Annotated in this window: 16 protein-coding genes and 2 rRNA genes; 6 read left to right on the top strand and 12 right to left on the bottom strand. The window is 63.5% G+C overall.

Features of this window, described 5'->3' with window-relative positions:
* Window positions 1-75 precede the first annotated feature (75 nt).
* From GII31_RS03990 to hsaA, 9 genes are all read right to left on the bottom strand, one after another.
* Window positions 76-3,238, bottom strand: a 23S ribosomal RNA gene (locus GII31_RS03990).
* A gap of 476 nt (window positions 3,239-3,714) precedes the next feature.
* Window positions 3,715-5,236 (bottom strand): 16S ribosomal RNA (locus GII31_RS03985).
* Together the 16S and 23S rRNA genes form the textbook arrangement of a ribosomal RNA operon.
* Window positions 5,237-5,853: 617 nt before the next feature.
* A complete protein-coding gene (locus GII31_RS03980; RefSeq protein ID WP_213246999.1) occupies window positions 5,854-7,428 on the bottom strand; it encodes a class I adenylate-forming enzyme family protein in 1,575 nt (524 codons plus the stop codon).
* Between the two features lie 49 nt (window positions 7,429-7,477).
* Window positions 7,478-8,629: a sulfotransferase family protein gene (locus tag GII31_RS03975; RefSeq protein ID WP_213246998.1), complete on the bottom strand. Its 1,152-nt coding sequence runs from the start codon at window positions 8,627-8,629 to the stop codon at window positions 7,478-7,480.
* A complete protein-coding gene (locus tag GII31_RS03970) occupies window positions 8,622-9,395 on the bottom strand; it encodes an SDR family oxidoreductase (RefSeq protein WP_213246997.1) in 774 nt (257 codons plus the stop codon). The genes GII31_RS03975 and GII31_RS03970 overlap by 8 nt, the downstream gene beginning before the upstream one ends.
* The gene (locus GII31_RS03965) at window positions 9,392-10,576 is read right to left on the bottom strand and encodes a hypothetical protein (protein WP_213246996.1); all 1,185 of its coding nucleotides are present in this window, start codon (window positions 10,574-10,576) and stop codon (window positions 9,392-9,394) included. The genes GII31_RS03970 and GII31_RS03965 overlap by 4 nt, the downstream gene beginning before the upstream one ends.
* Before the next feature lie 17 nt (window positions 10,577-10,593).
* Entirely contained in the window at window positions 10,594-11,166 is a 573-nt protein-coding gene (gene hsaB / locus GII31_RS03960) for a 3-hydroxy-9,10-secoandrosta-1,3,5(10)-triene-9,17-dione monooxygenase reductase subunit (protein ID WP_213246995.1), read from the bottom strand.
* 5 nt (window positions 11,167-11,171) lie between these two features.
* Entirely contained in the window at window positions 11,172-12,083 is a 912-nt protein-coding gene (hsaC, locus tag GII31_RS03955; protein ID WP_213246994.1) for an iron-dependent extradiol dioxygenase HsaC, read from the bottom strand.
* A 48-nt stretch (window positions 12,084-12,131) separates the two neighbouring features.
* A complete protein-coding gene (hsaA, locus tag GII31_RS03950; protein WP_213246993.1) occupies window positions 12,132-13,355 on the bottom strand; it encodes a 3-hydroxy-9,10-secoandrosta-1,3,5(10)-triene-9,17-dione monooxygenase oxygenase subunit in 1,224 nt (407 codons plus the stop codon).
* A 247-nt stretch (window positions 13,356-13,602) separates the two neighbouring features.
* Here hsaA and GII31_RS03945 point away from each other — a divergent pair, with 247 nt between their 5' ends.
* The 5 genes from GII31_RS03945 (at window position 13,603) to GII31_RS03925 (ending at window position 18,653) form a co-directional block, all read left to right on the top strand.
* Entirely contained in the window at window positions 13,603-14,805 is a 1,203-nt protein-coding gene (locus tag GII31_RS03945; protein ID WP_213246992.1) for a Rieske 2Fe-2S domain-containing protein, read from the top strand.
* Between the two features lie 138 nt (window positions 14,806-14,943).
* Window positions 14,944-15,321, top strand: a complete 378-nt coding sequence (locus GII31_RS03940) for a hypothetical protein (protein ID WP_213249813.1) — start codon at window positions 14,944-14,946, stop codon at window positions 15,319-15,321.
* 57 nt (window positions 15,322-15,378) lie between these two features.
* Window positions 15,379-16,428, top strand: a complete 1,050-nt coding sequence (locus GII31_RS03935; RefSeq protein WP_213246991.1) for a Zn-ribbon domain-containing OB-fold protein — start codon at window positions 15,379-15,381, stop codon at window positions 16,426-16,428.
* Window positions 16,429-16,443: 15 nt separating this feature from the next.
* The gene (locus GII31_RS03930) at window positions 16,444-17,481 is read left to right on the top strand and encodes a thiolase domain-containing protein (RefSeq protein ID WP_213246990.1); all 1,038 of its coding nucleotides are present in this window, start codon (window positions 16,444-16,446) and stop codon (window positions 17,479-17,481) included.
* Window positions 17,478-18,653 (top strand): thiolase domain-containing protein, encoded by a 1,176-nt coding sequence (locus GII31_RS03925; protein WP_213246989.1) that lies wholly within the window; start codon window positions 17,478-17,480, stop codon window positions 18,651-18,653. Before GII31_RS03930 ends, GII31_RS03925 begins: the two co-directional genes overlap by 4 nt.
* 238 nt (window positions 18,654-18,891) lie before the next feature.
* On the opposite strand, the gene GII31_RS03920 is transcribed toward GII31_RS03925, so the two are convergent.
* The 3 genes from GII31_RS03920 to GII31_RS03910 all read right to left on the bottom strand — a co-directional run bounded on the left by GII31_RS03920 (window position 18,892) and on the right by GII31_RS03910 (window position 22,454).
* Complete coding sequence (locus GII31_RS03920; RefSeq protein ID WP_213246988.1) at window positions 18,892-20,535, bottom strand: class I adenylate-forming enzyme family protein; 1,644 nt, start codon at window positions 20,533-20,535, stop codon at window positions 18,892-18,894.
* Between the two features lie 156 nt (window positions 20,536-20,691).
* Window positions 20,692-21,159 carry a nuclear transport factor 2 family protein gene (locus tag GII31_RS03915; protein ID WP_213246987.1) on the bottom strand — a complete coding sequence of 156 codons (468 nt, stop codon included), beginning with the start codon at window positions 21,157-21,159 and terminating at the stop codon, window positions 20,692-20,694.
* Window positions 21,156-22,454, bottom strand: a complete 1,299-nt coding sequence (locus GII31_RS03910) for a cytochrome P450 (protein ID WP_287383589.1) — start codon at window positions 22,452-22,454, stop codon at window positions 21,156-21,158. The genes GII31_RS03915 and GII31_RS03910 overlap by 4 nt, the downstream gene beginning before the upstream one ends.
* A gap of 134 nt (window positions 22,455-22,588) precedes the next feature.
* On the opposite strand from GII31_RS03910, the gene GII31_RS03905 reads away from it, so the two are divergent.
* Window positions 22,589-23,752 carry a steroid 3-ketoacyl-CoA thiolase gene (locus tag GII31_RS03905; RefSeq protein ID WP_213246984.1) on the top strand — a complete coding sequence of 388 codons (1,164 nt, stop codon included), beginning with the start codon at window positions 22,589-22,591 and terminating at the stop codon, window positions 23,750-23,752.
* Window position 23,753 lies beyond the last annotated feature (1 nt).

The raw sequence follows: 23,753 nt of genomic DNA, 5'->3' as shown, positions 1-23,753 counted from the left end.
TGTGTTGTGTGTTGTTTCAGAGGTGCATAGTGGATGCGTTACATGGTCATTATGGCCCACACTGTGTGTGGGTGTTGTTGTAAGTCCTCGGCCGATTAGTACCAGTCACCTGAACACATTACTGTGCTTACAGTTCTGGCCTATCAACCCCATGGTCTGTGGGGGGCCTTAACCCCTCTAAGGGGGTGAGAAACCTCATCTTGGAACAGGCTTCCCGCTTAGATGCTTTCAGCGGTTATCCCTTCCGAACGTAGCTAACCAGCAGTGCTCCTGGCGGAACAACTGGCACACCAGAGGTTCGTCCGTCCCGGTCCTCTCGTACTAGGGACAGGTTTCCTCAAGTTTCTAACGCGCGCGGCGGATAGAGACCGAACTGTCTCACGACGTTCTAAACCCAGCTCGCGTGCCGCTTTAATGGGCGAACAGCCCAACCCTTGGGACCTACTCCAGCCCCAGGATGCGACGAGCCGACATCGAGGTGCCAAACCATCCCGTCGATATGGACTCTTGGGGAAGATCAGCCTGTTATCCCCGGGGTACCTTTTATCCGTTGAGCGACACCACTTCCACTCGTAGGTGCCGGATCACTAGTCCCGACTTTCGTCCCTGCTCGACATGTACGTCTCACAGTCAAGCTCCCTTGTGCACTTACACTCAACACCTGATTGCCAACCAGGCTGAGGGAACCTTTGGGCGCCTCCGTTACATTTTGGGAGGCAACCGCCCCAGTTAAACTACCCACCAGGCACTGTCCCTGAACCCGATCAGGGTCCGAGGTTAGAAGTCCAATACGATCAGAGTGGTATTTCAACAACGACTCCACGACCACTGGCGTGACCGCTTCACAGTCTCCCACCTATCCTACACAAACCGAACCGAACACCAATACCAAGCTATAGTGAAGGTCCCGGGGTCTTTTCGTCCTGCCGCGCGTAACGAGCATCTTTACTCGTACTGCAATTTCGCCGAGTCTGTGGTTGAGACAGCAGAGAAGTCGTTACGCCATTCGTGCAGGTCGGAACTTACCCGACAAGGAATTTCGCTACCTTAGGATGGTTATAGTTACCACCGCCGTTTACTGGGGCTTAAATTCTCAGCTTCGCACCCACAAGGGGCACTAACCGGTCCTCTTAACCTTCCAGCACCGGGCAGGCGTCAGTCCGTATACATCGTCTTACGACTTCGCACGGACCTGTGTTTTTAATAAACAGTCGCTTCTCTCTGGTCTCTGCGACCACCACCAGCTCCCACCGAACAGTGTTCACCAGCAGTGGTCCCCCTTCTCCCGAAGTTACGGGGGTATTTTGCCGAGTTCCTTAACCACAGTTCACTCGATCGCCTTAGTATTCTCTACCTGACCACCTGTGTTGGTTTGGGGTACGGGCCATGTACCAACTCACTAGAGGCTTTTCTCGGCAGCATAGGATCATGGAATTCGCCTCACCGGCTACGCATCACCTCTCAGGCACACAAGACACGGATTTGCCTATGTCTCGCCCTACAGGCTTACACCAGTACAACCACTCACTGGCCCCACTACCTTCCTGCGTCACCCCATCGCTTAACTACTACAACCAAGGTCGTGCGCAGCACCCGCCAGCCACCCGAAGGCGGTCTCTTGGGATTTGGGCACTTAGTACAATTGCCTCGCTATTGGGCGCGGATACACGGGTACGGGAATATCAACCCGTTGTCCATCGACTACGCCTGTCGGCCTCGCCTTAGGTCCCGACTCACCCTGGGCGGATTAACCTGCCCCAGGAACCCTTGGTCATCCGGCGGACAAGTTTCTCACTTGTCTTTCGCTACTCATGCCTGCATTCTCACTCCCACACCCTCCACACCTGGATCACTCCGGCGCTTCCACGGATGCAGGACGCTCCCCTACCCACCCACACCACTACACACACCCCCGCAAGGATGTGCCGATGACTTGTGTGAGTGCCGCGGCTTCGGCGGTGTACTTGAGCCCCGCTACATTGTCGGCGCAGGATCACTTGACCAGTGAGCTATTACGCACTCTTTCAAGGGTGGCTGCTTCTAAGCCAACCTCCTGGTTGTCTTCGCGACCCCACATCCTTTTCCACTTAGTACACGCTTAGGGGCCTTAGCCGGCGATCTGGGCTGTTTCCCTCTCGACTACGAACCTTATCGCCCGCAGTCTCACTGCCACACTCTCACTTACCGGCATTCGGAGTTTGGCTGACGTCAGTAACCTGATAGGGCCCATCGGCCATCCAGTAGCTCTACCTCCAGCAAGAAACATGTGACGCTGCACCTAAATGCATTTCGGGGAGAACCAGCTATCACGGAGTTTGATTGGCCTTTCACCCCTACCCACAGCTCATCCCCTCCATTTTCAACTGAAGTGGGTTCGGGCCTCCACAACATCTTACTGCTGCTTCACCCTGGCCATGGGTAGATCACTCCGCTTCGGGTCTAGACCCGGCGACTACAGTCACAAGACATAATGTCTCCGACATTGCGCCCTATTCAGACTCGCTTTCGCTACGGCTACCCCACACGGGTTAACCTTGCCACCGAGCACTAACTCGCAGGCTCATTCTTCAAAAGGCACGCCATCACCCACAGTCCACTCAAGAACTCACAGGCTTTGACGGATTGTAAGCGTCCGGTTTCAGGTACTATTTCACTCCCCTCCCGGGGTACTTTTCACCTTTCCCTCACGGTACTAGTCCGCTATCGGTCACCAGGAAGTATTCAGGCTTACCGGGTGGTCCCGGCAGATTCACAGCAGATTCCACGAGCCCGCTGCTACTTGGGCATCCATCACGCAAGACCACAGGCTTTCGACTACCGGACTCTCACCGTCTACGGCGGACCATTCCAGGCCACTTCACCTAACCCATGATTTTATCACTCACGCCCGGACAGGTAGATCCGGGAAGATGAACCCCACAACCCCACACACACAACCCCTACCCGGTTACACATGCGCATGGTTTAGCCTCATCCGCTTTCGCTCGCCACTACTCACGGAATCACACTTGTTTTCTCTTCCTATGGGTACTGAGATGTTTCACTTCCCCACGTTCCCTCCACACCCGCTATACATTCACGGGCGGGTAACACCACATAACTGGTGCTGAGTTTCCTCATTCGGACACCCTCGGATCACAGCTCGTTTGACAACTCCCCGAGGACTATCGCGGCCTACCACGTCCTTCATCGGCCCCTGGTGCCAAGGCATCCACCGAACGCCCTAAAACACTTACAACAACACCTACAAACACACCCCCACCACACAACCCGAAGACTGCCGGCAAAGACACGAATGTAGACGCCAAAAAAGCACTATCTCAAAAAATGAAATTGCAATATTCATACCATCAACAACAACCAACAACCCCTCACAGGGCACATCGATCATCACTGATGAGATGCTCGCATCCACTATGCACTTCTCAAACAACACACACCCACCACCAGCCACCAACTCCGGCCCCCATCACAGGAACCCTCACCACCAGCAACCCAACAGCAGGCCAAGACAACCCGCATCACTGCGTGTTCCCTCAGAACCCCGATAGTGTGCAACAACCAGCATCCCAGTCACCCAGAACACTCACCCCACCCACCACACACGTCTAGTGCACAGCCGGCATAACAGGATGTGTTTGATGTTTCACCCATGAACATGACCGCGGCACACCACATTCGGGCATGATCCACGACAGTGCCAATGCTCCTTAGAAAGGAGGTGATCCAGCCGCACCTTCCGGTACGGCTACCTTGTTACGACTTCGTCCCAATCGCCGATCCCACCTTCGACAGCTCCCTCCCACACAGGGGTTAGGCCACCGGCTTCGGGTGTTACCGACTTTCATGACGTGACGGGCGGTGTGTACAAGGCCCGGGAACGTATTCACCGCAGCGTTGCTGATCTGCGATTACTAGCGACTCCGACTTCATGGGGTCGAGTTGCAGACCCCAATCCGAACTGAGACGCGCTTTAAGGGATTCGCTCCACCTCACGGTCTCGCAGCCCTCTGTACGCGCCATTGTAGCATGTGTGAAGCCCTGGACATAAGGGGCATGATGACTTGACGTCATCCCCACCTTCCTCCGAGTTGACCCCGGCAGTCTCCTGCAAGTCCCCGGCATAACCCGCTGGCAATACAGGACAAGGGTTGCGCTCGTTGCGGGACTTAACCCAACATCTCACGACACGAGCTGACGACAGCCATGCACCACCTGTACACCAACCACAAGGGAACCGACATCTCTGCCAGCGTCTGGTGTATGTCAAACCCAGGTAAGGTTCTTCGCGTTGCATCGAATTAATCCACATGCTCCGCCGCTTGTGCGGGCCCCCGTCAATTCCTTTGAGTTTTAGCCTTGCGGCCGTACTCCCCAGGCGGGGTACTTAATGCGTTAGCTACGGCACGGATCCCGTGAAAAGGAACCCACACCTAGTACCCACCGTTTACGGCGTGGACTACCAGGGTATCTAATCCTGTTCGCTACCCACGCTTTCGCTCCTCAGCGTCAGTTACTACCCAGAGACCCGCCTTCGCCACCGGTGTTCCTCCTGATATCTGCGCATTTCACCGCTACACCAGGAATTCCAGTCTCCCCTGTAGTACTCAAGTCTGCCCGTATCGCCTGCACGCCTACAATTGAGTTGCAGAATTTCACAGACGACGCGACAAACCGCCTACGAGCTCTTTACGCCCAGTAATTCCGGACAACGCTCGCACCCTACGTATTACCGCGGCTGCTGGCACGTAGTTGGCCGGTGCTTCTTCTCCAGGTACCGTCACTCGCGCTTCGTCCCTGGTGAAAGAGGTTTACAACCCGAAGGCCGTCATCCCTCACGCGGCGTCGCTGCATCAGGCTTGCGCCCATTGTGCAATATTCCCCACTGCTGCCTCCCGTAGGAGTCTGGGCCGTGTCTCAGTCCCAGTGTGGCCGATCACCCTCTCAGGTCGGCTACCCGTCGTCGCCTTGGTAGGCCATTACCCCACCAACAAGCTGATAGGCCGCGGGCCCATCCCTGACCGCAAAAGCTTTCCACCAACCCCCATGCAAGGGCAGGTCATATCCGGTATTAGACCCAGTTTCCCAGGCTTATCCCAAAGTCAGGGGCAGATCACCCACGTGTTACTCACCCGTTCGCCACTCGAGTACCCCCGAAGGAGCCTTTCCGTTCGACTTGCATGTGTTAAGCACGCCGCCAGCGTTCGTCCTGAGCCAGGATCAAACTCTCCATGAAAAAACACTGAAACCAAACAGTTTCAACACAATTCTTCAGACCAGAGAGAAAAACCTGACCAAAAAATCCTCAAAAAAACAAACTGGCATTCAAAAATATTTTGACTACCAAAAAAATTTGGCATCAAACAAAGTTTGTCACACACTATCGAGTTCTCAAAGAACACACACCCACCAACACCACCCCACAAAGAGGCAACCATCAGCAAGCACTGCTCACAAACACTTGGAAACCGCCACCCACTCCGGGGCAACCACTCCAGCCTAACAGACCCGAACCCCGACCGCAAAACCCGGCAACCCCGAACCCTTGCAGCCGACCGAACCTACCCGGCCCACCCCGAACCCCGGCGCACAACACAGCACACCAGAAAACAAACCAAGGTGATCATCACAAACCCGAAACCAACACCCACAAGCCCCTGACCAGGACTTTCATCCTCGCCCGACTCCCCGGCGCCAGCCCGTCTCGCTCTGACTCGAAGAAAGTTACGCGACCACCTCGCACAACTCCAAATCTCCTGGTCAGACGTGATTCACCCACCATTCGCCCAGGTCGTTGTGTACGTACGTGCCACTCTTGTGATGCAGCACACATCGATCGGTTTGCCGGCCGAGTCAGTGCCGACCGGCCAACACACCGGCCTCGATCCGACGGGTCAGTTCACGCCGGTCCGGTTTCCCGGACGTCAGCAGCGGCAGGTCGTCCGCGTCCGCGACCACCCATCGCCGCGGAACCTTGTAGGTCGACAGATCCCGGCGAATGTCGGCGGCCACCAGATCTGCGTCGAATGTCGCCGGGTCCGACGGCACCACCACGGCCACCACTTCCTGGCCGCGCTCGTCGTCCCCGACGCCCACAACCAGGCTCGATTGCACCGCCGGGTGCTGGTCGAGAACCGACTCGACCTCCTTGGGCGAGACATTGGCGCCGGAGGTCTTGATCAGCTCGGTGGAACGGCCCACGTAGAAGACCCCGGGTTCGCCGTCGAGGACGAATACCCGGTCACCGGTATGGAACCAACCGTCGGCGTCGAAAACCTCCCACGCCTCGCGCTTGTTGTAGCCCAGCATGATGCCGGGTCCGCGGATCCAGAGCTCACCCTCGTCACCTGCGGGAACGGGGGTGCCGTCGGCGTCGACCACCAGTACCTCGGTTGTCAGGAAGCCGCCGCCGCTCTCGGTGAGACTGCGGTGGCGCGGTACGGTGCCGGGCACCGCGACCAGCGACAGATCTGCCGGTTGGTCGACGATGCTGGGGCAGGTCGTCAGATCCCGGGTGGTGAAATCGGGGTGGGCGCGCATCCGCTGGGTGAGCGTCGGCCAGCCGGCGATACCGGTCCCACGTTCGCGTTCGATGAGTTCGAGTGCGGCACCGGGTTCGGTGCGGGCGAGGGTGAGAATGGTGAGCGGGCTGTGCAGCGAGCCCGTGACGTGCAGGATCCCGCCGATCCAGAAGAACGGCATCGCCGACAGATACCGGGTGGGCAGGCCCGCCGGGGTGAATCCATTCATGGTGTCCTGCAAGAACACCGATTGCCGCATGAGTACCCCGTGGGAGTGGACGACTCCCTTGGGATCGGCGGTGGAGCCCGAGGTATGGATCATCACGGCCGGATCGGCCGGGCACACCTGCGCCTCGACCGCTGCCAGAATCTCCTGCTGCACAACATCGTTTGCCGGTTCGTCGATGTCGACCGGGCGGGCCCACGAGCGGTCGGTGCCACCGGTGATCCAGATCCGCCGCAAGTAGGGAGCCGCCGGTACGGCGACCTCGGTACCGGTGTGCGCCGCGAGACCGGGTAGCGCTTCCTCCAGGAATGCCGCGACGTCGACCGTGACCGCGCGCTCGGGCGCGATCAACAGGTGGATGTCGCCCAGTCGCAGACCTTTGGCCAGCTCCCCGGGGGCGTACAGAGTGCTGAACGGGACGACCAGCGCACCGATCCGGCTCGCCGCCAGCCACCAGAGCACCCACTCGACGCCGTTGGGGTAGAACAATCCGACGCGAGTTCCCTTGCCCACGCCGTGGGCGAGCAGTTGTCGGGCGAGCAGCGCCGAACGGTGTTCTGCCTGCGCATACGTGATCCGGTCGCGATCGGTCACGACATAGTCGACGTCGCCGAACCCGGTGGCCGCACGGGCCAGCGCCGCGCCGATGGTCGGACGGAACCCCAACTCAGGCAGCTGCATACGATCAGTCTTACCGTATGCGGCGACAGAACGGCCACGATGGTGGAGGTCAGGCACCGAATACGCGGCTGACCTCGGCCTCGTCCAGGCCGTAGTCGGCGAGCGAGTAGGTGTGGCGCGGTGCGCGGGCACCTGTCGCGCTCTCCGTGTCGAGGGCGATCACCCCGGCCCGCGCCGCGTCGGACATCGGGGTGCCGAGCGCGGCGTAGACGCGTTCGACGGTGCCCATCGGGTCGCGCCGCAGGTCGGCGAAGTCGATGTCGAGGAACCGGGCCGGGTCGTGCCGGGCACGGGATTCGGTGAATTCCCGCAGGCCACGCGACCACAGCTCGAGTTGTGCGCGCCCCAGGGTCGCGCCGGTGAAGGTGTCCGACCAGCCACGGGTGGCGTGTTCGGCGAGGCTGCACGCGGAGGCGATGATGGTTTCCGGGGCGCGGTGCGTCTGGATCACCAACGCGTCGGGGTACACCTCGAGCATGGCGTCGAGAGCGAACAGGTGGCTCGGGTTCTTGAGCACCCATCTGCGGTCCGGGTCGTTGGAGCCGATGAGCTGCAGATTCTTGCGATGGCGGATATAGGCGGGCGTCCAGTCCGCGCCGGCCAGCCACCGCGAGTACGACGGCAGGTACGACAGGCATTCATACGAGACCGACATGACACTCTGCCGCAGCAGCTGCCAGCATTCCTCCACCTCGTCGGCGGCCATGTAGTGCAACCCCATGAACTCGGGATCGTCGATGTGGTGCTTGGCGAACGATGCCTGGAGCTGGGCGAACACCGGATTTGCCGCCCAGCTCTCGCGCGGCGGTCGCGGTTGTGGCCATTGCGTCAGCCACATCTCCAGGCCCTGATGAGCGGGGTCGGCGGTGAGCAACCGGTGCAGGGCGGTGGTGCCCGTGCGCGGCAGGCCGGTCACGAATACCGGGCGTTCGATACGCACATCGGCGTACCCCGGGTCGGTCTGCCACGCGGCCTCGCTCAGCAGCCGGGCGATGAGTGCGCCCTTGAGAAACACGCGCGCCGTCTTGCTGCCCGTCGGCGTCAGGTGTGCCTCTCGCGCATACGAATCGAGCAGAATCCGGAGCGGCTCGAGATAGCTGTCCTCGCCGAAGTCGGTCAGCCCGGTGGCCCTGGTTGCCGCGGCGTGCAGATCGTCGAGCGTGCCGACTGTCGTCGTATGCGCCGACGGATGATCAGCCATGGTATTCACCGCAGTTCACATCGAGGGTGTGACCGGTTACCGCACGGGCCATCGGGGAGGCCAGGAATACGACGGCGTCGGCGATCTCGTCAGGTTCGGGAAGCCGTTTGAGATCGGAGCGGGCCGCGGTCTGCTCATACACCTGCTCGGGGGTGATCCCGTACTTGTCGGCGACCTGGCCGAAGTACCACTTGAGCTGGTCGTCCCAGATGTAGCCGGGGGCGACCGAGTTGATCCGGATACCGCGGTCCCCGAGTTCGGTGGCCAGCGTCTGCGACATCGCCAGCAGCGCAGACTTGGCGAGTTTATAACTGCCATAACGAGGTTCAGAATGCCGGATGACCATCGAGTTGATGTTGACGATCGCGCCGGAGGCCTCGGCGAGCGGCTCGGTGAATGCCTTGATGACGCGAAGGGTGCCGAGCACCGTCAGGTTCAGGCTCTCGGTGATCTGGTCGAAGTCGGTGCGGGCCAGCGGTTTCATCGACGGGAGGGCGAAAGCGTTGTTGATCAGAACGTCGGCCCTGCCGAACCGTTCGATGACACGCTCACGGAGGTTGTCGACGGCGGCGGCGTCGGTGATGTCGGTGGGCACCACCAGGGCGTCAGCCCCGATGTCGGCGGCGATCTCGGTCAGGCGCGATTCGGTGCGGGCGGCCAGCACGACCGCGGCCCCCGCCCGGGCCATCCGCGTGCAGATCGCCCGGCCCAGGCCGGGGCCGACACCCGAGACCACCACCACCTTGCCCGCCAGCAACCCGGTCATCCCAGCATCCTGTCCGCGAAGGCCTGCTGTCTGGCTGCGATACGCCTGTGCCACCCGGCCTCGTCGATACGGTTGGCGGCGTACTCGGGCAGGTGCGCCGCGATGTCTTCGAAGGCGACGACCTGCGCCGACGGCCCCAGTTCAGGCCCGATCGGCTCGTCGACACGCTGCCAGCGGAATTGCAGGATGCCCCGGGATCTGCCGGTGGTCTCGACCCAATTGCAGACACCCGGATCACGCGCGGAAACCACCAGCCTGATCATTCCGTCGGAATCCACCTGCGCCTGTTGCGTAGTGAGGCTCGTCTGATGATTCACATAGTCCAAGGACACGTACCACATGCTGCCGAGCTGAAATCCCTGGTAGGGAGCGTCCGAACGTGGCACCGTGATGATCATCGCCTCGTCGTCGGCAAGCCGGTAGTGACCGACCGAGGAGAACTGTGTGCGCAGGCCGCCGGGGGTCAACCGCGGCGAGGTGAACGTGTTGACCGGTTCGTCGAGATAGAACCAGCGCGGGAAGTTGAACCAGGTGGTGATGCGGGACAGCAACATCTTGCCCGCCACTGAATACCTACGGGACACCCGGGCCAGGTCGGTGTCCGGCGGAGCGGTACCTCGGGTGTCGACGCGCTGGATCGAGATCGAACCCTTGCGTTCGGTCCAGTCGCCATACACCTCGCGCACCGCCAACATCGATGCGCCCTCGCCGAGCACGAAGTAGTTGTCCGGGCGCGCACCCGTGGGTTCGGGGCCGAAGGTGAGGCGGAACGAGCCGTCCGCGGCGATGGTGATGCGTCGGTCGTCGAAGGCATCGTCGCCGCCGGGCACGTTGGTGGCGGTGTAGTCGCCACGCAGAATCTGGAAACTGAGATCGACGGTGCTGCCACGTGTTCCGCGGACCTCGTAGGTTCCGTCCGGTTCGACATCCGCGTGGTAGTAGAGGGTGTCGGGATTGTCGAGCCCCATCTTGGTGCTCGGCCCCGTCGAGGTGACGAAATTGGGATGCGAACGCTGCCGTGCCCGGGCCAGCTGGATGACCGCGGCGATGCTACCGGCGAGGTAGTCCAGGCCATCGGCCAGGTCGAGTTCGGTGTCGATGAATTCGGCTGAGGTGATGAGCTTTTCGGCCTCGCCGATCGCCGCTGTGAGTGGAGCGGTCACCGTCGCATCGCTGGTCATGGTTTCTGTCTACGCCTTTACAGCCAGGTGTCGGTGCCGTTCCAGGTGAGAAAATCCTCGAGTTCGGCCTCGACCGGATGGACGCGGGGGTGTTCGGTGGACAGGTAGCCGCCGCGGTAGAACAGAAGCGGCTTGTCCTGCAACAGGTCGCCGAGCACGATGGCACGGCCGATGACGATGTGATGGTCGCCGCCGTCCTCCACCCGCTCCACGTCACATTCCACCCAGGTCAGGCTGTGCCGGATCACCGGCAGCCCGGCCGGTGACCGGTCCCAGGTGATCGAGGCGAACTTGTCGCCGCCCGGGGCACCGAACGTGGCACTGACCTCCTGTTGCCGGTTGGCCAGGACATTGACCACGAATCTGCCGGTCTGCTCGATCACCTTCCAACTGCGGGAGGTCTTCATCGGACAGAACAGCACCAGCGGCGGGTCCAGAGACAACGCGGCGAACGACTGGCAGGCGAAACCGACCGGGTTGCTATCGCCGTCGGTCGTGGAGATGACGGTCACGCCCGTGCAGAACTGTCCCATCGCGGTGCGGAACTGCCGGGACGTGAACTCCGTGGTGCCGTAGGGTGATTGACTCACGGTGGTCAGCCCTTGTATCCGATGGTGAAGTCATGACCCCACAGGCTGGCCGCCGTCGACTCCCGCGCCACCCAGTCGCCGTCCTCCACGGTCATTCCCTCGCAACCGAATTCGACATCGAATCCACCAGGGGTCTTCATGTAGAACGAGAGCATCTTGTCGTTGACGTGCCGGCCGAGCGAGGCCGACATCGGCACCTTCTTGCGTAGCGCGCGGTCGAGCGCCAGACCGACGTCATCGGAGTTCTCGACCTCCACCATCAGGTGCACGATGCCGGTGGGGTTCGGCAGCGGAAGGAACGCCAGCGAATGATGTCGCGGATTGCAGCCGAGGAACCGCAGCCACACTGAACTGCCGGGTTCGCGGCCGGCGAGTTCACCCGGCAGCCGCATCGAGTCACGAAGCCGGAAGCCAAGGACGTCGCGGAAGAACTCGAGCGTCGCCTTGTCGTCGGGGCAGGTGAGCACCACATGGCCGAGGCCCTGTTCGCCGGTCACGAACCGGTGCCCGTACGGACTGACGATCCGCCGGTGTTGCAGCGCCACACCGTGGAACACCTCCTGGGTGTTACCCGCGGGATCGTCGAAGACGATCATCTCGACGACACAGCGTTCGGCGAGTTCCTCGTCCTTGCCCTCCCGGAAGATGACCCCGGCCGCCGACAACCTGTCCCGGACGTCCTGCAGCGCGGCGGCGTTGGCGCATTCCCAGCCGGCACTGCCCAGGTGGTCGCGGTCGGACGGGACGATCACCAGCCGGGCCGGAAAGTCGTCCATCCGCAGATAGAGGTTGTCGGGGTTGGTGCCTTTGCCCTCGACCATGCCGAGGATCTTGAGGCCGTAGTCGCGCCAGGCGGCGATATCGGTCGCCTCGATACGCATGTACCCCAGTGAGCGGATCGGGCCATCTACGGTCATTGCTATTCTCCTGCTTGCGGTTTCGATATCTCTAGACGTTCGCCACCCCTACACCATCGAGTCGCCGATGGGGATGCCGAACTCACCGTTGCCGAATGCGGTGTAGGCGCGTTCGGGATCGTTGGCGGCGTGCACGCGACCGCCGTGAGCGTCGCGCCAGAACCGCTGGATGGGCGAATCCAGGTTGAGGGCGCCGCCACCGGAGTTCTCGAACAGCAGATCGATGGACGCGACGGCCCGGGCGGTGGCACGCACCTGGTCGCGACGGGCCGCGAGCCGCAACTCCATCGGGATCTCCTCCCCGGCGAGGATCAGGTCGTATTCGGACTGCAGGTTGCCGGACAACTGACGCCAGGCGGCATCGATGTCGCTGGCGGCCGCCGCGATCCGGACTTTGGCGAACGGATCGTCCTTGCTCTTCTCACCGGCGTACGCGGCGCGCACCCGCTTGCCCTGATGCTCGACGTGCGCGTTGTAGGCGCCGTAGGCCATGCCGACGACGGGCGTCGAGATGGTGCTGGGATGGATGGTGCCCCAAGGCATCTTGTAGACCGGCGCGGTATTGCGCTCAAGACCGGGGCTCTGATAATTGGCCATCGTGCGCATACTCAGCACGCGGTGGCGGGGTACGAACACATCCTTGACCTCGAGCGTGTTGGAGCCGGTGCCCTTGAGACCCACCACATGCCAGACATCCTTGATGGTGTAGTCCGACCGCGGGATCAGGTAGCTCACGAAGTCGACCGGACGACCGTCCTTGATCACCGGGCCGCCGACGAACGCCCAGTCGGCGATGTCGCAGCCGGAGGAGAACGCCCAGTTGCCGTTGACCTTGTACCCGCCCTCGACGACCTCACCCATGCCCATCGGGGCGTACGAGGAGGAGATGCGCACCGACGGGTCGGCCCCCCACACGTCCTCCTGCGCCCGCTGGTCGAACAGACCCAGATGCCAGTTGTGGATGCCGATGATGCCGGCGACCCAGCCGGTGGAACCGCAGGCGCTCGCCAGCCGCCGCACGGCCTCGTAGAAGCTGACCGGATCGACCTGGTAGCCGCCCCATTGCTCGGGCTGCATCAGCTTGAAGAAGCCCGCCTCATCGAGGTCGCGCACCGTCTCCTCGGGCATCCGGCGCAGTTCCTCGGTACGCGCGGCGCGCTGTTCGATCTCCGGGAGCAACGCGCTGATGTTGTCGAGAACGCGCTGCGCATCGGCGCCACGGACCCCCGCGTCCCCGTATCCGCTGCCTACCTGTGAACGGCCTGCTGGCATGTGCCTGCTCCTTCGTTGCGTTCGACCGTCCGGGACACTTCGTCTCCGACGACCCGGTCGTGAACCGATGGTTGATCGATACCCAGATTAGAACACGTTCTATTTCTTGTCGAGTACACCCCTACACTGGCTCCTGCCAGGACCAATTGCCCCAACAGTGAACACTGACCACCACAGTTCTGTAACGTGTTCTAATATGGGCCACGTAACGTAGACCCGTCACCGAACCAGGATGGAGCCTCCGACGATGACCGTAACGCCAGCCCCCGCCGCCACCGGCCCCCAGCGCGAGTATCGGGAAATCGACACCGGAACACCACCGACCCGCTTTGCCCGCGGCTGGCATTGCCTCGGACTTGTCGACGAATTCACCGACGGTAAACCGCACTCGATAGAGATCTTCGGCACCAAACTTGTGGTGTGGGCCGACGACGAAGGACAGGTCAATGTCCTGGACGCGTATTGCAGACATATGGGCGGCGACCTGTCGCAGGGCGAGATCCGCGACGGCAACGTGGCCTGCCCGTTCCACGGCTGGAAGTGGAAAGGCAATGGCCGCTGCGCCGGCGTGCCGTACGCCAAGCGCAGCCCCAAGCTCGCCAAGACCCGCACCTGGCAGACGATGATCCGCAACGGTCAGGTATTCGTCTACAACGATCCCGAGGGCAACCCCGCTCCGGACGATGTCAGCATCCCCGAACTTACCGAGGTCGGGTCGGACACGTGGACCGGATGGACGTGGAACCGCATGGTGATCGAGGGCTCCAACTGCCGCGAGATCATCGACAACGTGGTCGACATGGCGCACTTCTTCTACGTGCACTTCGCCCTGCCGGACTACTTCAAGAACGTCTTCGAGGGCGAGACCGCCGCGCAGTACATGCGCTCGCATGGCCGGCCCGACGTCGACCTGGGCGGCAGCAACTACGTTGACAGCAAACTCGAATCGATCGCCGCGTATTACGGACCGTCGTACATGCTCAACCCGATGGTGCAGTACTACGGCGGCTTCGCGATCGAGACCATCCTCACCAACTGCCATTACCCCCGCGACGCCAATTCCTTCGTGCTGATGTTCGGCGTCATGGCCAAGATCCCCGACGGCCTGACCACCGCCCAGGCCGAGAAGATGGTCGGAAAAATCACCAAGGGCATCGAGGTGGGCTTCCTGCAGGACGTGGAGATCTGGAAGAACAAGACCCGCATCGAAAACCCGCTCCTGGTGGAGGAGGACGGCCCCGTCTACCAGCTGCGCCGCTGGTACGAGCAGTTCTATGTGGACAAGGCCGACGTCACCGACGACATGACACAACGCTTCGAATACGAGATCGACACCTCCAAGGCCGTCGAGAACTGGAACATCGAGGTACAGGAGAACCTGCGGCGCAAGCAGGAGGAAGAGGCACGGAGCGAGGCCGAAGAGGTCGGCGCCGGAACCACATCCGGGTAGACCGACATCCCTCCGGATACGACGAAAGGCACAACGATGACCCGCACCGTGGGCCCCGCCGACCGGACTGATGCACCCCCACCCGGTACATCCCCACCCGGTACATCGCCACCCCCCGCACCCCTACCCGCCGGCCACCTGCCCACGGCCGCCGTTCGGCGCGGTTCGTGGGCCAAGGCACCCGATTTCGCCGACGATCCCGCCCACGCCGCGGCGGTCGCACGCGCCACCGAGTGCGACCGCGAGCACTATCTGCGCGGCGGCATGACCGAGATCGAATGCCGGACGTGCCATGCGTGCGTCCTGGTGAAAAAGACCAGCTCGTACCACACGAGCGTGCAGTGGAACGCACAAGCACGCGCCAAATGCAACGAGCTCGAACACATTCGCCGAACCGGGGGCAATCCCGCGTTGATGCCGACCTGCTCCCGGATGTCGGCGAGCATCGACCACGGGGTGGCCGAAGGTATCGTCCCGGCCGAGTCCCCCGCCGTCGATCCCGACGGCTACTGGTGAGCACCAACGCCTTTCGTGACCCTTGTGCCAGAAAGTAGAACATGTTCTACTCGATGGGTGAGCATCAGCACCCCGGCGGGAGCCGTGACGGACGACCCGGTGACCCCCGACCCGGTCGCACCGGTCCCGGACCCCAAGACCGAGATCCTTTCCGCACCACTGCGTAACTCGTTCGACTACACCCGATCACTCGGTCCGGTGCTGAGCCGGTTCGCGCTGGCGCTGCGCGACGGCCACATCCTCGGCAGCCGGTCCGCCGACGGCCGGGTGTTCGTTCCGCCCACCGAGTTCGATCCGGCCACCGGCGCGGCGAGCACCGATCTGGTGGAGGTGGCCCCCACCGGCACCGTCACCACTTGGACCTGGCAGGCAGAGCCCACAGCGGGACAACCGCTTTCCGAACCGTTCGCGTGGGCACTGATCACCCTCGACGGCGCCGATACTGCCCTGCTCCACGCCGTGGCCTGCGAGCCGGGACAGATCAGTACCGGCGCAAGGGTTCACGCGGTGTTCCGGGCCGCCCGAACCGGACGAATCGACGACATCAGCCACTTCCAGCTCGGCAGTCCTGCTGGTCGGGCCCCGGCCGGCCCCCTCGGGCCGGCCGAACCCGACCATCCGCAGGTGATCATCACCACCCGGATCGAATCGAATATCGACCACTGCGCCACAGCATGGGAATCGGACTACCTGCGCGCGCTCAAGGCGGGCAAGCTCATCGGCTCGCGGATCGGGTCGGGAATCGACGCCGGGCGTGTCTACTTCCCGCCACGCGGAGAAAGTCCCGCCGACGGCGCACCCGCCGTCGAGAGAGTGGAGCTGCCCGACACCGGCATCGTCACCACCTTCTGCATCGTCAACGTGCCGTTCACCGGCCAACGCATCAAGCCGCCCTACGTGGCCGCGTACGTACTCATCGACGGCACCGACATTCCCGTGCTGCACCTGATCCTCGACTGCCCCGCCGACGAGGTCCGCATGGGCATGCGTGTGCGTGCGGTCTGGGTGCCCGAAGACCGGCGCGAGCTGTCGATGGGCAGCATCAGCCACTTCACACCCACCGGCGAACCCGACGCCGACTACCAGTCCTACCGCGACCACGTCTAGCCAACAGGAGAACCAGTGACCTTCCCCCGCATCGCGGTCGTCGGGTTCGCCCACAGCCCGAACGTCGCCGCCACCCACGGCACCACCAACGGTGTCGAGATGCTGCGCCCCTGCTTCGACAAGCTGTACGCGCAACTCGGCATCACCCGCACCGACATCGAATTCTGGTGCAGCGGATCATCGGATTACCTGGCCGGCCGGGCATTCTCGTTCATCTCCGCAGTCGACTCGATCGGTGCGATGCCGCCGATCAACGAATCACACGTCGAGATGGACGCCGCCTGGGCGCTGTACGAGGCATGGATCAAGATCGCCACCGGCGAGGTGGAACTGGCCCTGGCGTACGGGTTCGGAAAATCCTCGGCCGGCGACGCCGACCGCATCCTCACCCTGCAAACCGACCCGTACACGGTGGCACCGCTATGGCCCGACGCCCGCGCGCTGGGAGCACTACAGGCCCGCGCCGGCATCGACTCCGGCGCCTGGACCGAGGCCGACATGGCTGCCGTCGCCGCCCGCACCTTCGGCGGCGACACCGACGACCTGCTCGCCGCCGACTACGTGGCCGATCCGCTTCGCGCACACGACATCGCCCCCTACGCCGACGCGGCCGGCGCGGTGATCCTCGCCTCCGAGCGCCGGGCCCGCGAACTGGTGGCCAACCCGGCGTTCATCACCGGCTGGGATCATCGCATCGACTCCCCCAACTTCGGTGCGCGCGACCTGACCATCTCGCCGTCGACCTCGCTGGCCGGCGACACCGCGTTCGGCGACACATCACGCGCCGTCGACGTGGCCGAGATCCACGCATCGTTCACCCATCAGGAACTGATCGTCAACAACGCTCTGCGTCTGCCCGACTCGGTGCGGATCAACCCGTCCGGCGGATCATTGGCCGGGAACGCGCTGTTCTCGGCCGGCCTGCAACGAATCGGATACGCCGCACACGAAATCCTGACCGGCAACGCCGGCACCGCAGTCGCGCACGCATCGAGCGGGCCACTGCTGCAACAGAACATGGTGGTCACACTGGCCGGGGAGAGCAACCGATGAGCAAGAACAGGGCCGCGATCCTCGGCACCGGACAAACCACATACGTCGCCAAACGGCACGACGTCACCATGTCGGGCATGGTCCGCGAAGCCATCGACGCCGCCCTCACCGACGCGCGCACATCCATCGACGACATCGACGCCATCGTCATCGGCAAGGCACCCGACCTCTTCGAAGGCGTGATGATGCCGGAACTGTTCATGGCCGAATCGATCGGCGCCGTGGGCAAACGGCTGATCCGTGTACACACCGCCGGCTCGGTCGGCGGATCCACCGCGAACGTCGCCGCGTCCCTGATCTCCTCGGGCATACACCGCCGAGTGGTCGCGGTGTCGTGGGAAAAGCAATCCGAATCGAACGCGATGTGGGCGCTGTCGCTGCCGGTGCCGTTCACCAAGCCGGTCGGCGCAGGCGCCGGCGGATTCTTCGCACCGCATGTCCGCGCGTACATCCGGCGTTCCGGTGCGCCGATGGACACCGGCGCTATCGTCGCCACCAAGGACCGTCGCAACGGGGCGCTCAATCCGCTCGCCCACCTGCATCAGCCCGACATCACCGTCGACAAGGTGATGAGTTCGCAGATGCTGTGGGACCCGATCCGCTACGACGAGACCTGCCCGTCGTCCGACGGCGCGTGCGCGGTCGTGATCGGCGACGAACAGGCCGCCGATGATGCTGTGGCGGAAGGTAATCCGGTGGCCTGGGTCCATGCCACGGCGATGCGCACCGAACCGCTGTTCTTCGCACACCGCAACGTGGTGAATCCACAGGCCAGCCGGGACGCGGCGGCCGCACTGTGGAAGGCGGGCGGGATCAGCAACCCGATCGAGGAGATCGACGCCGCCGAGATCTACGTACCGTTCTCGTGGTTCGAGCCGATGTGGCTCGAAAGCCTCGGCTTCGCCGCCGAGGGCGAGGGATGGAAACTCACCCAGGCCGGCGACACGGCGATCGGCGGCACACTGCCCGTCAACGCCTCCGGTGGGGTGTTGTCGTCGAATCCGATCGGCGCGTCGGGAATGATCAGGTTCGCCGAGGCCGCGATCCAGGTGACGGGCAAAGGCGGTGCCCACCAGGTCGACGGTGCCCGCAAAGCGCTGGGCCACGCGTACGGCGGCGGTTCACAATACTTCTCGATGTGGCTCGTGGGGGCGGACAAGCCTTCGCACTGATACCTCGGCTTGTCCGCAGTTCGTCCGCCCCCACGATGTCGACTGTGGGGGCGGACATCGTTTTCTCACCGGGTTTCGAGGCTCATCGCCTGGCGGCTCTTCGCACCTCAACCGGCGAAGAAGCGGCTTTCACACCTCACAGCGGCGCGGCGGAGCCGACCAACCGTCGCGGCTCGACCGGTGACGTCACCAGGCGCTGGTTGAGCTGCGAGCCGGCGAGCCTCGAAACCCGGTGAGGTCACGGTGTCGGCGAGAACCGGTCCCGGAGAGCGGACTTGTTGACCTTACCCATGGGCAGGCGGGGCAGGCTGTCGGCGAACTCCAGTTGTTCGGGGCATTTGAAGCGGGCCAGGCCACCGGTGTGGCAGTAGGCGCTCAGCTCGGCGAGGGTGAGTGTGGCATCAACGGCCAGAACGACCACAGCACAAGCACGTTCACCGGTACGCGGGTCGGGAAGGCCGATGACGGTAGCGTCGGCGACGGCCGGATGGGTGAGGATGACCTCCTCCACCTCACCTGCGGAGATATTCTCGGCGTTGCGGATGATGATGTCCTTGCGGCGGCCGTCGATGTGGATGTGGCCGAGTTCGTCGATGAAGCCGAGATCCCCCGTACACAACCAGCCGTCGTCATCGAACACCCTGGCGTCGAGTGATCGGTCGATGTAACCGGAGAACAGTTGCGGACCTTTGAGTCTGAGTTCACCGTCGACGATCCGGACCCGCACACCGGGCATCGGCGGACCCACCGACCGGCCGATGTCGGGGTCGTCGAAGCTCTGACTGGTGGCGACGGGGAACTCGGTCATTCCCCATGCGTCGAGGACGGCGCCGTGACATCCCCCGTCGCTTCGCTCGCCGTCACATCCCCCGTCGCTTCGCTCGCCGCGCCCGAACACCTCGCGCAGCTCGCGCTGCACCTCCTGCGGGGTGGGTGCGCCGCCCGCGATGAAACCACGCAGGTCGGGAAACAGCGGCGAATCCCCATGGGCGCGTTGGGCGGAGATGTAGGCGTGAAAGAACGGCATCGCCGAGCCGAGGTTGGTGCTGCCGTGGTCGGCCATCCGGTACGGCGTGCGCTCCGGATCCCAGGTGTCGAAAAGCACCAGCCGGCAACCTGTTCGCAGGGCGGCACCGAGCATGGCGATACCACCGATGTGGGCCAGCGGCCATGGGATGGGCAGCACCGAGGTGGTGTCGGTACGCTGACCGTCGGTTATGCCGTTCGACGAGGCGATGACGGAGCGGTCGGTATGCCGTACCCCCTTCGGGGCGGCTGTGGTACCGGACGTGTAGTAGATCCAGCGGACCGGCCCGGCATCCGAAACCTGCGGCGGCGGAGGAAGTTCGCTACGATCCCCGACCGGAAGTCGCAGCCCGGTGCCGACCGTGTCGAGGTCGATCACGAGTGCCCGTCGCTCGGGGTGTCGCGCGAGGAATGCCTCGGCGATGTCGGCGTGCCGATAGCCCTTCCACCGCTCCGGCACGATGAGCACCGCCGCGTCGACCTGCTCGACCATGAACTCCACCTCACGCTCGCGCAGGAGCGCGATGATCGGGTTCTGGACCACGCCGAGCCGGGCACACGCGGCCATGAGGACGGCGGCCTCGAGGATCGTCGGTAGCTGCCAGCTGACCACGTCGCCGAAGGCCACCCCGCGTTCGGCCAGACCCGCCGCCGCATCCTCGGCGGCATCGCGCAGCTGGGCGGCGGTGAGGGCGCGGCCGTGGTCGTCGGCGAGGATCACCGCGTCGGGACGCAGACGGGCCGATTGTTCGACGAGGTCCCAGAGGCCGGTGATCTCGTCGATGCCGATGACGCCGGGACGGGGCCGTGCGGCGGGGCCGGTCACGATCTGGTCGGCTGCGGAGTGTGGGGCCATGGCGTCCAGTGTCGCAGAGAGAGGCGGCTTACCGGAAGGGCGACGGTAAAGGCGGGAGATCCGGTGGAAGGTCCCCCTCCACCGACGGAAGGTCCCCCTCCACCGGTGGAGGGGGACTCGACCGGTGGAGGGGGACTCGACCGGACACGGGGTGGGTCAGTCGACCTTGCGGAAGGAGTTCATGGTCTTCTCGACCTCCCAGAAGGCGCGGATGGCGGCAAGTTTGCCGTCGGGGTCGGCGCGGTAGGTGAAGACACCACGCGATTCGGTGATGTGGCCGGCGATGCGGGTGACGATGGTGCCGATGTAGGCCACCTCGTTGCCGCAGATGATCTCCTCGTCGAACCGGAAATCGATGCTTTCGGTGGTGGCGATCGATGTGTCCCAGAATCCCGCGATGGCCTCGTGCCCACGGAAACCGACACCGTCGGGATCGAACATCGACGGTCCGACAGGGTCCTCCACCGAACCGTCGGCGGCGAAGTTCTCTACCCAGGCATCCTTGTCACGGGCAGCGACCAGTTCGCGCGAACGCCGCCCGGCGACGACCGCGGGATGGTTCTCGCGGTCGATGCCGAGGTAGGCCGGGGTGTCGTGGACCGGGGTGTCGTGGGCCGGGGTCACGACTGCGTGCCGTAGTCGACGCGCATCTCCTTGACACCGTTGATCCAGCCGTGGCGCAGGCGTTTCGGGTCTTCGAGACGGGTGATGTCGGGCACGATGTCGGCAATCGCGTTGAACATCAGGTTGATCTCCATGCGGGCCAGGTTGGAGCCGACGCAGAAGTGCGAGCCGTTGCCGCCGAAACCGACGTGTGGGTTGGGGTCGCGCAGGATGTTGAACGAGAACGGATCCTCGAACACCTCCTCGTCGAAGTTGGCCGAGCCGTAGAACATGCCGACGCGCTCACCCTCCTTGATGTCAACGCCGCCGACCTGGGTGTCGCGCTTGGCGGTGCGCTGGAAACTGTTCACCGGGGTGCCCCAGCGGACGATCTCGTCGGCGGTGGTGTCGGGGCGCTCCCGCTTGTACAGCTCCCACTGATCGGGGTTGTTGAAGAAGGCGTTCATGCCGTGCGAGATCGCGTTGCGGGTGGTCTCGTTGCCGGCGACGGTCAGCAGGATGAAGAAGAACCCGAACTCGGCCTCGTCGAGGTGCTGGCCCTCGATGTCCGCGTTGACCAGGATGCTGACGATGTCGTCAGTGGGGGTATTGCGGCGGGTCTCGGCCATGTTGTAGCCGTAGCCGAGGATCTCGGCCGACGCCATCTGCGGGTCGACGTCGGCGAATTCCGGATCGTCGGTGTTGAGCATGCCGTTGGACCAGTGGAACAGCTTCATCCGGTCTTCTTCGGGCACGCCGAGCAAGTCGGCGATCGCCAGCAGCGGCAGATCGACGGCGATATCGGTGACGAAGTCGCCGGTGCCCTTCGCCGCGGCGTCGGACACGATACGTCGGGCCGCGGCATCGAGCTTGGCCTCGAGTGCCTTCACCGCGCGCGGGGTGAAGGCCTTGGAGACCAGGCGGCGCAGCCGGGTGTGCTCCGGCGGATCGTGATTGATCAGCAGCGCCTTGGTGACCTCCACCTGTTCGGGTTCGATCGCGTCATCGAAACGCATGATGACGCCATTGGTGTTGACGGCCCAGTCGTCGTTGTTCTTGGAGATCTCGCGGATGTGCTGATGCTTGGAGATGACCCAGTAGCCGCCGTCGTGGAATCCGCCGCCCTTGCCGGGCTGCTGGGCATTCCACCAGACGGGCGCGGTTGCGCGCAGTTGGGCGAACTCGGCGACGGGCATGCCCTGCTCCAACAGTTCAGGGCTGGTGAAATCCCAGTCCTCCTGCTGCATGAAATCCGGCTTCGTCGCCGCGTCGTCGGCATCGTCCGCGGGGGCGGGAATACTCTCCGCTTGGATCACCTGGCACCACCTCTCCATAAAAACAAGAACGTGTTCATAGTTCGTTCAGGCACGCCTCACCGCGTATGATGGGCTGAAATGAGAACGTGTTCTACTTTGAGTAGCGTACCGCAAAATGTGAGGGAGGCAATACCATGGGCGTACCGGTGATCATAGAGGCCGCACGAACCCCCATCGGCAAACGCGCAGGATGGCTCTCGGGGCTGCATGCCGAGGAACTGCTGGGCATCACCCAGCGTGGGCTGATCGAGAAGGCCGGTATCGACGCCGAGCTTGTCGAACAGGCCATCGGCGGTTGCGTCACCCAGGCCGGTGCCCAGTCGGGCAACATCACCCGCAAGGCGTGGCTGTCGGCCGGACTGCCCGAGGCCACCGGCGCGACCACCATCGACTGCCAATGTGGATCCGCCCAGCAGGCCAATCATCTGATCGCCGGACTCATCGCCACCGACACCATCGACGTCGGCCTGGCCTGCGGCGTCGAGACGATGACACAGGTACCCCTCGGCGCCAATATCGGCGTCGACGCCGGCCCGTACCACGCCGACTCGTGGAACGTGGACCTGCCCAACCAGTTCGAGGCCGCCGAGCGCATCGCGAAACGGCGCGGAATCACCCGCGCCGACATCGAGGAACTCGGCGTGCGCAGCCAGGTCAACGCGCGACGCGCCTGGGACGAGGGACGGTACGACCGCGAGGTACTGGCGGTCAAGGCACCCGAACGACTCAAGGACGGCACTGTCACCGGAACCGTCCTGGACGTGACCCGCGACCAGGGTCTGCGCGAGACCACCCCCGAATCACTGGCCGCGCTCACACCGGTCATCGAGGGCGGAATCCACACCGCCGGCACATCCTCGCAGATCTCCGACGGCGCCGCCGCGGTCCTACTCATGGACGAGGCCAGGGCGCGGGCGCTCGGATTCACCCCGCGCGCTCGCATCGTCGCCCAGGCACTCGTCGGCGCCGAAACGCACTACCACCTCGACGGACCCGTACAGGCCACCCGGCGGGTACTCGAGCGCACCGGGATGTCGCTGGCCGACATCGACCTCGTGGAGATCAACGAGGCCTTCGCATCGGTGGTGCTCAGCTGGGCACGGGTACACAATGCCGACATGGACAAGGTCAACGTGAACGGCGGCGCCATCGCCCTGGGACACCCGGTGGGCAGCACCGGGTCCCGACTCATCACCACCGCGCTGCACGAACTCGAACGCACCGACAAGCAGACCGCGCTGATCACCATGTGCGCCGGTGGCGCGATGGCCACGGCCACCGTCATCGAGCGGATCTGAG

It is taken from the genome of Gordonia pseudamarae, assembly GCF_025273675.1.
In the GTDB taxonomy this organism is placed as follows: domain Bacteria; phylum Actinomycetota; class Actinomycetes; order Mycobacteriales; family Mycobacteriaceae; genus Gordonia; species Gordonia pseudamarae.
This window is presented reverse-complemented; position numbering and strand designations above follow the sequence as displayed.